The 12,845-nt window shown below is 64.2% G+C and carries 11 protein-coding genes and 1 riboswitch; of the genes, 9 read left to right on the forward strand and 2 right to left on the reverse strand.

The window, feature by feature from the left end:
- The first annotated feature begins 22 nt into the window (after nt 1–22).
- Together U1707_RS00515 and U1707_RS00520 are read left to right on the forward strand one after the other, a co-directional pair.
- Nucleotides 23–2,911, forward strand: a complete 2,889-nt coding sequence (locus U1707_RS00515; RefSeq protein WP_332798212.1) for a TIM-barrel domain-containing protein — start codon at nt 23–25, stop codon at nt 2,909–2,911.
- A 407-nt stretch (nt 2,912–3,318) separates the two neighbouring features.
- Nucleotides 3,319–4,413, forward strand: coding sequence for a serine hydrolase (locus U1707_RS00520; protein ID WP_332798213.1), 1,095 nt, complete (start codon nt 3,319–3,321; stop codon nt 4,411–4,413).
- 37 nt (nt 4,414–4,450) lie between these two features.
- On the opposite strand, the gene U1707_RS00525 is transcribed toward U1707_RS00520, so the two are convergent.
- A complete protein-coding gene (locus tag U1707_RS00525; protein WP_332798214.1) occupies nt 4,451–5,473 on the reverse strand; it encodes a potassium channel family protein in 1,023 nt (340 codons plus the stop codon).
- Between the two features lie 123 nt (nt 5,474–5,596).
- Nucleotides 5,597–5,674, forward strand: a riboswitch (Fluoride riboswitch).
- A 23-nt stretch (nt 5,675–5,697) separates the two neighbouring features.
- On the opposite strand from U1707_RS00525, the gene U1707_RS00530 reads away from it, so the two are divergent.
- The 7 genes from U1707_RS00530 (at nt 5,698) to U1707_RS00560 (ending at nt 12,362) form a co-directional block, all read left to right on the forward strand.
- Nucleotides 5,698–7,074, forward strand: coding sequence for a voltage-gated chloride channel family protein (locus U1707_RS00530; protein ID WP_332798215.1), 1,377 nt, complete (start codon nt 5,698–5,700; stop codon nt 7,072–7,074).
- Nucleotides 7,075–7,160: 86 nt separating this feature from the next.
- Entirely contained in the window at nt 7,161–7,493 is a 333-nt protein-coding gene (locus tag U1707_RS00535) for an ArsR/SmtB family transcription factor (RefSeq protein WP_332798216.1), read from the forward strand.
- An 11-nt stretch (nt 7,494–7,504) separates the two neighbouring features.
- Nucleotides 7,505–7,933 (forward strand): arsenate reductase (glutaredoxin), encoded by a 429-nt coding sequence (arsC, locus tag U1707_RS00540; protein ID WP_332798217.1) that lies wholly within the window; start codon nt 7,505–7,507, stop codon nt 7,931–7,933.
- On the forward strand, nt 7,933–9,219 hold the full coding sequence (locus tag U1707_RS00545) for an arsenic transporter (protein ID WP_332798218.1): 1,287 nt from the start codon (nt 7,933–7,935) through the stop codon (nt 9,217–9,219). The genes arsC and U1707_RS00545 overlap by 1 nt, the downstream gene beginning before the upstream one ends.
- Nucleotides 9,220–9,265: 46 nt before the next feature.
- Nucleotides 9,266–10,009, forward strand: a complete 744-nt coding sequence (arsH, locus tag U1707_RS00550; RefSeq protein ID WP_332798219.1) for an arsenical resistance protein ArsH — start codon at nt 9,266–9,268, stop codon at nt 10,007–10,009.
- 122 nt (nt 10,010–10,131) lie between these two features.
- Nucleotides 10,132–11,025 carry a glutathione-dependent disulfide-bond oxidoreductase gene (gene yghU / locus U1707_RS00555; protein ID WP_332798220.1) on the forward strand — a complete coding sequence of 298 codons (894 nt, stop codon included), beginning with the start codon at nt 10,132–10,134 and terminating at the stop codon, nt 11,023–11,025.
- Nucleotides 11,026–11,108: 83 nt separating this feature from the next.
- Complete coding sequence (locus tag U1707_RS00560) at nt 11,109–12,362, forward strand: NAD(P)/FAD-dependent oxidoreductase (protein WP_332798221.1); 1,254 nt, start codon at nt 11,109–11,111, stop codon at nt 12,360–12,362.
- 247 nt (nt 12,363–12,609) lie between these two features.
- Here the strand turns inward: U1707_RS00560 and U1707_RS00565 are convergent, their stop codons facing one another.
- Nucleotides 12,610–12,840, reverse strand: coding sequence for a hypothetical protein (locus U1707_RS00565; protein WP_131584835.1), 231 nt, complete (start codon nt 12,838–12,840; stop codon nt 12,610–12,612).
- Between the last annotated feature and the right edge of the window lie 5 nt (nt 12,841–12,845).

Consider the following 12,845-nt stretch of genomic DNA (forward strand, 5'->3'; position numbering starts at 1 on the left):
CGACGATATAAAGGGGATGACAATGACGAAGTCTTTCGGTTTCTCGCTGCTGCTGGCAGGTAGCGCCTTGACCTCGACGATTGCGCACGCGCAGGTCGCCAAGGGTGGTTTCGAAAAGATCGCGAACGGGATCGGCGTCGCGCCGTCGAGCGGCCCGGCGGGCTGGGTCGAGGTGACGGTGCACGGCGATGGGATCATCCATGTCGTCGCGAGCCCGACGCGCGTGCCGACCGCACCAAGCCTGATGGTGCCGACGCCGCCAATCGCCGGCCAGTATACCGTGACCCGGCAGGGCAAACGCGTACTGATCGCGACCGCGCGGGATACCGCCGAGGTCGATCTGAAGACCGGCCGCGTCCGCTTGCTCGATGCTGCCGGAAAGGTCCTACTCGATCAGACCGCCGCGCCCGCCTTCTCGCCTACCAATGCCGACGGCAAGCCGTTCGTGGTCGCGTCGCAGCAGTTCAATCGTGGCACGGACGAGGGGCTGTATGGCCTGGGCCAGCACCAGAACGCGCAGATGGATTACAACGGCGAGGACGTCGAACTTGCGCAGCACAACATGGACATCGCCGTCCCGTTCGTCGTCTCGACGCGCAACTATGGTCTGCTGTGGGACAATGACGGGATCACCCGGTTCGGCAACCCGCGCCCCTATTCGCTGGTCGGCACCGATGGCCTCAAGGTGACGAGCGGCGGCAAGCCCGGTTTCACCGCGCAATATTATCTCGGCGATCGGCTGGCGGTGACGCAGCAGGAAGCGTCGATCAACTACCAGTATATCAAGGATCAGGCGAAGTGGCCGGCTGCCGCCAAGGCGCAGACGGTCGCCGCGACCGGGGGCCAGAACACAGCGGGCAACGCGGTCGAGACGCAGAAGGTCGTGTGGACCGGTGACGTGACGCCCGACGTCAGCGGGGTGCACAAGTTCCAGCTCTATGGCTCGAGCTATTTCAAGGTGTTCATGGACGGCAAGGAGGTACTGAACCGCTGGCGTCAGAACTGGAACCCCTGGTACGCGAATTTCGACCTGCCAATGACCAAGGGCAAGCGCGTCGCGGTACGGATCGAGTGGGAACCGAACGCGGGGTACATCGCGCTGCTCCACAACAACCCGCTCGCCGCGCCCGACCGCCATTCGGTGTGGTTCACCAGCGATATCGCAAAGTCGGTCAATTACTGGTACGTCCCCGGCAAGGACATGGACGAGGTCGTCGCGGGCTATCGCTCGCTCACCGGCAAGGCCGTGATGATGCCGAAATGGGCGTATGGCTTCTGGCAGTCGCGCCAGCGCTACAATACGCAGGACGAGGTGGTCGACGTCGTCAAGACATACCGCGACCTGAAGATCCCGCTCGATAACATTGTCCAGGACTGGTTCTACTGGCCCGAAAATGCCTGGGGCAGCCATCAGTTTGACAAGACCCGCTTCCCCGAGCCGAAGAAGATGGTCGACAAGATCCACGACATGAATGCTCGCTACATGATCTCGGTCTGGCCGAAATTCTATCCGACGACCGAGAACTACAAGGAGCTTGCGGCAAAGGGCTATACCTATCGCGGCAATCTCGATTTCAAGAACAAGGACTGGGTCGGGCCGGGCTATGCCAATACCGACTATGATCCGTACGCGCCGGAAGCGCGGACGATCTATTGGCGGCAGATCAAGGACAGCCTGGCGAAGATCGGTACGGATGCGTGGTGGCTCGATGCCAGCGAGCCGGACGTGCATTCGAACCTGTCGATCCCGGAGCGGATCGCCACGATGGGGCCGACCGCCGCCGGGCCGGGCGCGCAGTATTTCAACAGCTATCCGTTGGTCCATGTCGGCGCGGTCTATGACGGCTGGCGTCAGTACAAGCCGGACGTGCGGCCGTTCATCCTGACGCGGTCGGGCTTTGGTGGGTTGCAGCGTGAGGGCGCGGCGGTCTGGTCGGGCGACGTGGCGAGCCGCTGGTACGATCTGCGAGCGCAGATCTCGGCGGGCGTGAACATTTCGATGTCGGGCATCCCCAACTGGACGCACGACATCGGCGGGTTCGCGCTGGAGGATCGCTATTCGGCCAAGACGCCGACCGCGGCGAACCTGGACGAATGGCGCGAGTTGAACCTGCGCTGGTTCCAGTTCGGTGCGTTCAGCCCGCTGTTCCGCAGCCACGGCGAAGCGCCGTACCGCGAGATCTACGAGATTTCGCCGGAAGGGTCGCCGATGCGCAACTCGATGGTGTGGTACGACCAGCTTCGCTATCGCCTGATGCCGTATATCTACACGGTCGCGGCGGACACGTGGTTCAAGGACGGCAGCATCATGCGCGGTCTCGTTATGGACTATCCGAACGACCTGCAGGCGCGGAAGGTGAACGACGAATATCTGTTCGGGGACAGCTTCCTGGTGGCACCGGTCACCGAATACCGGGCGCGTTCGCGGAGCGTGTATCTGCCCGGTACGACGGTCTGGTACGACTTCAATACCGGGCAGGCGTATCACGGCGGCCGGAGCGTGACGGTCGCGGCGCCGTACGAGCGGATGCCGCTGTTCGTTAAGGCCGGCGCGATCGTGCCGATGGGTCCGGTCACGCAATATGTCGACCAGAAGCCGGATGCGCCGCTGACGCTGGCGATCTACCCGGGGGCGAACGGCAGTTTCGGCCTGTACGAGGATGACGGCACGAGCGAGCAGTATCGTGGCGGCGCGTATAGCCGTATCCCGGTATTGTATGACGACGCGACCGGGGTCGTAACGCTCGGCGCTCGCGAGGGGCGGGGGTATAAGCTCATGCCCGAGAGCCGCACGATCCGGGTACGGTGGATGACGGCCGGAAGTCCGCTAGATCTGGACGGCGCGGGAGATGCCTCGGTGACCTATCGTGGGGCAGCGGTGAAGGTGAACCGGCCGGGTTCCAAGCGCTAGCCCCCCCGTGCTTTCTGGACCGCGACCCTTAGCCAATACGGTGAAGCTTCCCCCGGCTTCGCCGTATTACCTCTTTGCGTGCTTTACGGACGACTGAGCGCCGGCGTGAGGAGCAGTGACGGCGGAGCATGTTCGACGCCGGATCGTCTTACACCGGGCGGGCATCGAACATGCGGACGTTTACGCGTCATCACTTCGGCATGGCGAGCTGCGTGTTGACGACGCCCACCAGAGACCATGCGACGATCTCTTGTTCGACCTGACACTGCAATTCGCCGATGAAGCCTCGAGCCGTGGCCCGTTTCGTTCGTCAGCGCGTCGAACGGGATGCGAAGTGCCCCCTAGGGGTCGCCCCGCGGTTTCGGCGGGGTGACAGGGCGTTTCAAGGAGATAAAAGGGAAGCGGTGTTGTCATTCGAATCAGTGTGTCGTCGCGTCGGTAGCCTTGCCGGTGTTTGTGCTCTTGCCGCCTGCGTTCCGGCGGGACGCCAACCGGTGTCGCCCGCGTCGGTGCCGATCACCGTCGAGACGACTGCTCCCGCCAGAACGCCGCCAAAGTCATCGCCGCGGCGCGCGCAACCGTCAGCCGGTCTGCTCAATGCTGTTCAGGCGCTGGGGGCGGGCTTCAAGGGTGAAGCGGGCATCAGCGTCCGTGATATCGATGAGGGCTGGGTGGTCGCATGGGAAGGCGACAGCCCTCGTCCCCAGCAGAGCGTCAGTAAGCTGTGGGTGGCTATCGCGGTGATGGATGCCGTGGACAAGGGGCGGCTGACGCTTGCCGATCGCGTGACGGTCACGCGATCCGATCTCACCGTGTTTCACCAACCGATCAAGGCGCTCGTCGGGAAAGACGGCTACACGACGACGATCGGCGACCTGTTGCGCGGGGCGATGACGCGCAGCGACAACACCTGCAACGACGTCCTGCTGTGGCGGGTCGGCGGCCCGGCCGGGATCAACCGCCTGCTTGCGGACAAGGCGATCGACGGCGTCAGGTTCGGCCCCGGGGAGCGAGAGTTGCAGGCCCGCACCGCGGGACTGGACTGGCGACCGGAATGGGCCGGAGGCTGGGGGTTCCTACAGGCGCGCGCGGCGATGACGTATGAGGCGCGCGACAGGGCGCTGCGCCGCTATCTCGCGGCTCCGATCGATGGTGCGTCGGCCAATGGCGTTACGTTGGGACTATCTCTGCTGGCGCAGGGCAAACTCTTGAGCGCGCGTTCGACCGCCTCGCTGCTGACGTTGATGCGATCCAGCAAGACCGGCCCGCTTCGCCTAAAATCCGGACTTCGCCCCGGCTGGACGCTCGCGCACAAGACGGGGACGGGGCAGGATCTCGGCACCCTGTCGACCGGCTATAACGACGTGGGATTGCTCGTTGCGCCGGATGGACATCGCTATGCGGTGGCCGTGATGATCGCGAGCACCCGCCAGCCGATCCCGGTACGGATGCGGCTGATGGGCGACGTGACGCGCGCGATCGTGGAGGCAGCCGACCGGTAATCGCGAGTGCCGCCTCTCGGAAGCGCGCGCGTCGTGATCAGTGGCGAGGGACGACCTCGACGATCAGGTCGCCCGCTTCCAGGCGATGCGCTTCGGGTTCCCAGAATCCGAAATCCTGATGCCCGCGATAGATGCGGTGGCCGAGCCCGGTCGCGATGTCGGCAAGCGGCCTGCCGACTTCGTCTGCGGTTACGGCGCGCTCGCGAAGCGCGACCCTGCCGCCGGTCGCGGCGAGGTCGGCCATGTAATCCGCGATGTGCGGACCGTGCGTCGAGCCAGCCAGCAGCAGACCGGCGAAACTGGCAGGATTGATGACCACGGTCGCGCCCGCCTGATGCGCGATCGCTTCGTTGTCCTCGGACCGGATCACCACGCTGATCGGCAGTTCCGGCGCGATCCGTCGCGCCGTCAACACGATCAGGATCGACGTATCGTCGCGGCCTGCCGAGACGATCAGCGCGCGTGCGTTCGCCAGACGCGCGGCCTCCAGCGCCGCGTTGCGTGTCGCGTTGCCTTCCATCACGGTCGTCCCATAATCCTCGGCGGTGCGCAGGGCCGCCACATTCTCGTCGATCACGACGATCATGCCCGGATCGGCACCGCGCCGGACGAGTTCGCTGACCGCCTCTGACCCGCTCGAGCCGAAACCGGCGACGACGACATGGCCCTCGAGGCGCCGCTGGATCACCGACATACGCCATTTCTCCCAGACGCCCTTGAGCAAGAAGTCATATGCCGTCCCCAGAAAGATGAGCCACACGAAAAGCCGGATCGGCGTGACCACGAACGTATCGAACATCCGTGCCTGTTGCGTAACCGGCACGATGTCCCCGTAGCCGACCGTCGTCACGGTGATCATCGTGAAATACAGAATATCGGCAAAGGTCACCGGTGCGCCGGAATTCTGTCGGAGGCCCTCCCGGTCGAACCAATGGACCGCCAGCGCGATGCCGATCAGCCCCAGTGCGACCAGCGCGCGCCAGGACAAGGCCAGCCACGCCGGCGTACGGCTCTGGCGACGCAGGCGGTAGTGCACGGTATCGGCATCGTCGGTGTGCATTCGACGCTTTTGCAACGCGATGGGTTCGCTGTGAAGCTGTTCAGTTCGCCGTGACGCGACTGTGAGCTTTTACGGGCCTAAGTCGATGACGGAGTTGACGACCTGATCTTGCAAATCCATAAGCCGCCCCACGGTGATGGATTTCCGCCGGGCCTTCTGGGCCGAACCGCTCTGGCAAGAGCTGATGATTCCTACTTGGGACCGCTAGGCGGCAAGGGGGAATCGTGCGCGCTGTTTTTAACAATGTCATTGACCGGTCGAGCGCTGCGGCATGTGTCCGCGATCGTCACGCCCAGGCCGTGGCGGTCGTGCGCTGGGCACTGGTTCTCGTGCCGATGGCGGCAGTCGTCGGAACGCTGTGCGCGTCGTTTCTGTGGAGCCTCGATGCCGTCACGCGGCTGCGCTTCGCGTGGCCCTGGTTGCTGTACCTGCTGCCGTTGGGCGGCTTCGTGGTTGGGCTGCTCTATCATCTGACCGGCCGTTCGGTGGAGGGCGGCAACAATCTCATCGTCGAGCAGATCCACGAGCCGGGGGGCGGGGTGCCGCTGCGGATGGCGCCGCTGATCTTGTTCGGCACAGTAATGACGCACCTGTTCGGCGGTTCCGCCGGGCGGGAGGGCACCGCCGTCCAGTTGGGCGGGAGTATCGCCAGCGGCTTCGGTCACGCGTTCAATCTCGATGCGGAGGGCACGCGCATTCTGCTGATGACCGGCATCGCCGCCGGGTTCGGTGCGGTATTCGGTACACCGATCGCGGGCGCCGTGTTCGCGCTGGAGGTGCTGGCGATCGGACGCATCGAATATCGCGCGTTGATGCCGTGCCTCGTCGCGGCGCTGGTCGGCGACTGGACGTGCCTGGCCTGGGGCATTCACCACAGCATTTACCGGATCGATGCTGTGGTGCCGGTCGACGCGCTGCTCGTCGCCAAGGCCGCTATCGCCGGGGTGGCGTTCGGACTGGTCGGCCTTGTCTTTGCCGAAGCCAATCACGCGCTTGGCGGGTGGCTGAAGCGGATCGTCCCCTACGGCCCGCTGCGCCCCGTCATCGGCGGGGTCGCGGTCATCGCGCTGGTCACCCTGTTCGGGACACGCGATTATCTCGGTCTCGGGACGCTGGCGGCCACACCCGATAGCATCACCATCGCCAGCTTCTTTGGGCCCGACACCCATCCGTGGAGTTGGGCTCTGAAGCTGTTGTTCACCGTCGTCACGCTCAGCGCCGGCTTTAAGGGCGGCGAGGTGACACCGCTGTTCTTCATCGGAGCGGCGCTCGGCAACGCGCTTGCGCCCATGTTCGGCGTACCGACCGGCATATTCGCCGCGATCGGCTTCGTCGCGGTGTTCGCCGGTGCGGCCAATACGCCGCTGGCCTGCACGTTCATGGGGATCGAGCTGTTCGGTGCTACCTATGCGGTGCCGATCGCGGCGGCCTGTTTCGTCGCTTATGTCTGCTCCGGGCATAACGGCATCTACCTGTCGCAACGCATCGCCGTGGCGAAGCTGCCGGCGAGCGGCTTGACCCCGAACGCAACGCTGCGCGAGGCACGGGCATACCGCGCCGCCCGCCGCCGAGGTCCGACCCCGTTGCGTGGCGATGACTAGCACTTAGCCCGTTCCCGTGAGCCGCTTCTGAAGCGGCCAGCAACCGGAGACCTTCCCTGTATCAATGTATCGTCTATGCTGGATATATGGATACTGATTCGGCAATCCTGGCCCTGAGCGCACTTGGGCAGTGCACACGCCTAGACGCGTTCCGCCTTCTCGTGCGCCACGAACCAGAAGGCATGGCGGCAGGGGAGATCGCTCGCCAGCTTGCTATGCCGCAGAATACGATCTCGGCGCATCTCGGCATCCTTTCGCGCGCGGGCGTCGTCCGCTTCGAAAAGCGTAGCCGGTCGATCATCTACCGCGCCGACCTGGACGGGTTGCGCGCGCTGACGCTGTTTCTGGTCAAGGACTGCTGCGCCGGCGCGCCGGAACTGTGTGCGCCCCTGCTGACCGAACTCGCCCCCTGCTGTTGAAAGGACGTCCCGTGGCCGTCGATATCATCGTCTATCACAATCCCGAGTGCGGCACGTCGCGCAACACCCTCGGCCTGATCCGCAACGCCGGTATCGAGCCGCACGTCGTCGAATATCTGAAGACCCCGCTCTCCCGCGCATTGCTGCTCGAATTGATCGACCGTGCCGGCATCGTCCCCCGCGATCTGCTGCGGGAGAAGGGGACACCCTATGCGGAACTGGGTCTGAGTGACGCCACACTGTCGGACGATGCGCTGGTGGACGCGATGATGGCGCATCCGGTCCTCATAAACCGTCCTCTGGTCGTGTCGCCGCTCGGCGTGAAGCTGTGCCGACCGTCCGAAGCCGTGATCGATCTGCTGCCCGACCCGCAACAGGGGGCGTTTGCCAAGGAAGACAGCGAAAAGGTCGTGGACGCTAAAGGGCATCGCATCGCCTGATGCTGATCGCGCTCGCCATCTTCGTCGTCACGATCGCACTCGTCATCTGGCAACCCAAGGGCCTCGGCATCGGCTGGAGTGCGCTGGGCGGCGCGGCTGTCGCACTGCTCGCAGGCGTCGTGTCGCTGTCGGACGTGCCGGTGGTGTGGGGCATCGTCTGGAACGCGACCGCGACGTTCGTGGCGATCATCATCGTCAGCCTGTTGCTCGACGAAGCCGGTTTCTTCGAATGGGCGGCGCTGCACGTCGCGCGCTGGGGCGGCGGGCATGGTCGCCGGTTGTTCGTGCTGATCGTCCTGCTGGGTGCGGCGGTATCCGCGCTGTTCGCCAACGATGGTGCGGCCCTGATCCTGACGCCGATCGTCATCGCAATGCTGCGTGCGCTGGGATACAAGGACAGGGCGACGCTGGCGTTCGTCATGGCGGCGGGGTTCATCGCCGATACCGCCAGCTTGCCGCTGATCGTCTCCAACCTCGTCAATATCGTGTCGGCGGATTTCTTTCGGATCGGTTTCGCCGATTATGCCTCGGTCATGGTGCCGGTCGACCTGACGTCGATCGCCGCGACCTTGGCCGTGCTCTTCCTGTTCTTCCGGCGCGACATTCCTGTCGGCTACGATGTGGCACAACTGCGCGATCCGCGTGATGCGATCCGCGACCCTGCCACGTTCAGGGCGGGTTGGGTCGTGCTCGCGCTGCTGCTCGCAGGCTTCTTCCTGCTCGAACCCATCGGTGTGCCGGTCAGTGCCGTCGCCGCTGTCGGCGCCGTTCTGCTGCTCGCGATTGCCGCGCGCGGTCACGTCATCCAGACGCGCAAGGTATTGGCCGGTGCGCCGTGGCAGGTCGTGATATTCTCGCTTGGCATGTATCTGGTCGTCTACGGCCTGCGAAACGCCGGGCTGACCGATCACCTTGCGGGCATCCTCGACTACACCGCGCAAGGCGGCATCTGGGGCGCCGCATTCGGCACCGGAATCATCGCTGCGCTGCTGTCGTCGGTGATGAACAACATGCCGACCGTGCTCGTCGGCGCGCTGTCGATCGACGCGACGCACGCCACGGGGGCGATCAAGCAGGCGATGATCTACGCCAACGTGATCGGCTGCGACCTCGGCCCAAAGATCACGCCGATCGGCTCGCTCGCCACGCTGCTGTGGCTGCACGTCCTGGGCCAGAAGGGCATTCGGATCGGCTGGGGCTATTACTTCAAGGTCGGCGCGACGCTGACGATCCCCGTACTGCTGGTTACACTAACCGCGCTGGCAATTCGGATCGGCGCAGGGTGATCCCACCGCGACCGATCTTGCCTGATTGAACTGGATACCCTGCCTGATGCCGCTCCTTACCCTCTCCGATCCCGATCATCTGCCTGCGCTCGATCGGCGCTATGCGTTCGATCGTCCCGCCCTTGGGCTGGGCGTCGGTGACCCGCCGCCGCGTATCCTGCTGCTCTACGGCTCGCTGCGGGAGCGATCCTATTCGCGCCTGTGCATCGAGGAAGCAGCGCGTTTGCTGCAGTTCTTCGGCTGCGAGACGCGCATCTTCGATCCCTCGACGCTGCCGCTGCCCGACCAGGTGACGGGGGACGATCACCCGGCCGTCCATGAGCTGCGGGAACTGTCGATGTGGTCGGAGGGGCATGTGTGGTGCAGCCCCGAGCGGCATGGCCAGATTACCGGCATCATGAAGCTACAGGTCGATCACCTGCCGCTGTCTATGGGCGGAATGCGCCCGACGCAGAGCCGCACGCTGGCCGTCATGCAGGTGTCGGCCGGATCGCAGTCGTTCAACAGCGTCAACACCCTGCGCGTCCTTGGCCGCTGGATGCGGATGGTGACCATCCCCAACCAGTCGAGCGTCGCCAAGGCGTTCGAAGAATTCGACGACGCCGGCAGGATGAAGGCATCCAGCTATTACGACCGCATCGTGGATGTGATGGAAGAGTTGGTGCGGTTCACGGTTCTGCTGCGTCCGCACACCGTCCAGCTTGTGAACCGCTACTCCGAGCGCAAAGAGGCGGGGGTGCCGATCGACGCCGCAACCGACCTGTCGAGCATCGCCTTATCGCCAAGGTGACGAATGCCCTGGCTATCCAGGCCCATGACTATTTCTTTGGCATCACCAGGTCGGCTCTGCTTGCGCAACCCGGTGTAACGGGTCAATCCGCCAGGACGTAAGACATGCCGCGGAGATTCCGAATGACCGAAACCGGAGACTATACGCCACCGAAGATCTGGACCTGGAACAAGGAGAGCGGAGGGCGGTTCGCGAGTATCAATCGGCCGATCGCGGGCGCCACGCACGACAAGGCGTTGCCCGTCGGCAAGCACCCGCTGCAGCTGTATTCCCTTGCCACGCCCAACGGCGTCAAGGTGACGGTGATGCTCGAGGAGTTGCTTGCGGCCGGGCATACGGGTGCCGAGTATGACGCGTGGCTGATCAAGATCATGGACGGCGACCAGTTCGGGAGCGGGTTCGTCGCGGCCAATCCCAACTCGAAAATCCCGGCATTGGTTGATCACAGCGGCGCCGATCCGATCCGGGTTTTCGAATCGGGTTCGATCCTGGTCTACCTCGCCGAGAAGTTCGGGGCGTTCCTACCCACGGAAGGGGCCAAACGCGCCGAGGTGCTGTCGTGGCTGTTCTGGCAGATGGGGGCGGGACCGATGCTTGGCGGCGGGTTCGGGCATTTCTACGCCTATGCGCCGGTGAAGATCGAATATGCGATCGACCGCTTCGCGATGGAGGTGAAGCGCCAGCTCGACGTGCTCGACCGACGTCTCGGCGAAAGCGAATACCTCGGTGGCGATGCCTATACGATCGCGGATATGGCGGCATGGCCCTGGTATGGCGCGCTCGTGACCGGACAGGTTTACGAAGCCGCCGAGTTCCTTCAGGTGACCGACTATAAGAACGTCCTGCGCTGGGCCGATCAGATCGGCGCGCGGCCGGCGGTACAGCGCGGACGGATGGTCAACCGCGTGATGGGCGATCTCGCGAGCCAGCTTCACGAACGCCATGATGCGGGCGACTTCGACACCATGACACAGGACAAACTGGACGCCGCAGCGACGGCAGCCCCGGCGGGCTGAAGGTCTAGCGAAGCTAAGCTGCCACGGCCCGCGCGTCGATCGACACGCGGGCCGCAGCGCCCGAGCATGGAGAACTCGACCGAATGACGTCACACTATGACGTGCTTATCGTGGGTGGCGGCCATGCCGGCGCGCAGGCCGCGATCGCTTTGCGTCAGCGCAAGTTCGTAGGGTCGATCGGGATCGTCGGCGACGAACTCGACCCGCCGTACGAACGCCCTCCGTTGAGCAAGGACTATCTCGCGCGCGACAAGCCGTTCGAGCGGCTTCTCATCCGTCCTCGCGCATTCTGGGTGGAGCGCCAAATCGATCTGTTGCTCGGGGCGCGGGTCGTTGCGGTCGATCCGGTGGGGCATGGCGTAGCGTTGCAGGACGGTGCGACGCTGGGATACGCCACGCTGATATGGGCTGCCGGTGGAACACTGCGCCGACTGACGTGCGCCGGCCACGATCTGAAAAGCGTACACGGCGTCCGAACGCGCGCCGACGTCGACCGGATGATCGCCGAGCTTGACGACGTGACGCGTGTGGCCGTCGTCGGCGGCGGCTATATCGGTCTGGAAGCGGCTGCCGTGCTCACGAAGCTCGGCAAGGCGGTGACCGTGCTGGAGGCGCAGGATCGGGTGTTGGCGCGAGTCGCCGGGGCACCGCTGTCCCGCTTCATCGAGGACGAACATCGGAAACGCGGCGTTGTCGTCAGGTTGGGCGTGGTCGTGGACTGTATCGAGGAGCGCAGCGGTGCGGTATCGGGCGTTCGGCTCAAGGGCGGTGAGGTTGTGCCCTGCGAGATGGCGATCGTGGGTATCGGCATCGTACCTGCCGTCGGGCCGCTTCTCGCGGCCGGCGCCGACGGCGGTGATGGCGTTTCGATCGACGGTCGGTGCCGCACCAGCTTGCCCGACATCTACGCCATCGGCGACTGCGCCGCGCACGCCAATCGCTATGCGGACGGGGCCACGATCCGTCTCGAATCCGTCCAGAATGCCAACGACCAGGCGGTGGTCGTGGCCAGGAACCTGACGGGCGAGCCGGCCGAATACGATGCCTTGCCATGGTTCTGGTCGAACCAGTACGACATCAAGCTGCAAACGGTCGGCATTTCTGCCGGTTACGATCGCACCATCGTCAGAGGTGATCCCGCGGACCGATCGTTCTCCGTCGTCTATGTGAAAGCCGGCAGGGTCATAGCCCTGGACTGCGTCAATGCGGTGAGGGACTATGTCCAGGGACGGTCGATCATAGGCGGCAAGATTACCGGCATCGATGGTCTGGAAAACATCGAGAATCCCCTCAAGATGTTGTTCGAAAGTTTGGCAACCGGCCGAGTATCACCCTGACATAAGGCCGGACCGAGCTACCGGACCGACAAGGCTTGATGTCACGTACTGCCAGTCATCGGCCTGACCTGTACTGTCGGTTCTCTCGGTCACGTTGACCTTGTGATCCGCGACGATACGAACTTAACGTTTATGCTTGCGCACCGAGGATGGTAAAGGCGGCTATCCTGCGAGCGCCGTCCTCGCCGTCGCAGACAGACAGTCGCTCGCATGGTTTGCCTTCCGTCCCATACCAGATGCAGCGCGATCAGTTCGCGGTCTCTTTACGGGCGCCGACGATCATACGACGGGCAATCTGGCGGACGCCTTCGTCATCCTTGGTATCGTCGTTGGCCGGGTCTCCGAGATGGTCCAGACTGTCTTCCATGAAGTCCAGCAGTCCCGGATGCTGGGCTTCGACATACTCCATCAGCTTGAACAGCAGATGCTCGGTCGCGATCTCGCGTTGGCGGGCATTTACGGCAGTGGCGTCGGTCATCTTTA

Origin of the sequence: Sphingomonas sandaracina (assembly GCF_036663695.1) — a bacterium.
In the GTDB taxonomy this organism is placed as follows: domain Bacteria; phylum Pseudomonadota; class Alphaproteobacteria; order Sphingomonadales; family Sphingomonadaceae; genus Sphingomonas.

Bases quoted from the DNA above. Each gene is read 5' to 3' on its own strand.
- U1707_RS00560 (WP_332798221.1), top strand. From the start codon at position 11,109: ATGACGTCACACTATGACGTGCTTATCGTGGGTGGCGGCCATGCCGGC.
- U1707_RS00515 (WP_332798212.1), top strand. From the start codon at position 23: ATGACGAAGTCTTTCGGTTTCTCGCTGCTGCTGGCAGGTAGCGCCTTG.
- arsH (WP_332798219.1), top strand. From the start codon at position 9,266: ATGCCGCTCCTTACCCTCTCCGATCCCGATCATCTGCCTGCGCTCGAT.
- U1707_RS00565 (WP_131584835.1), bottom strand. From the start codon at position 12,840: ATGACCGACGCCACTGCCGTAAATGCCCGCCAACGCGAGATCGCGACC.
- yghU (WP_332798220.1), top strand. From the start codon at position 10,132: ATGACCGAAACCGGAGACTATACGCCACCGAAGATCTGGACCTGGAAC.
- U1707_RS00545 (WP_332798218.1), top strand. From the start codon at position 7,933: ATGCTGATCGCGCTCGCCATCTTCGTCGTCACGATCGCACTCGTCATC.
- U1707_RS00525 (WP_332798214.1), bottom strand. From the start codon at position 5,473: ATGCACACCGACGATGCCGATACCGTGCACTACCGCCTGCGTCGCCAG.
- U1707_RS00535 (WP_332798216.1), top strand. From the start codon at position 7,161: ATGGATACTGATTCGGCAATCCTGGCCCTGAGCGCACTTGGGCAGTGC.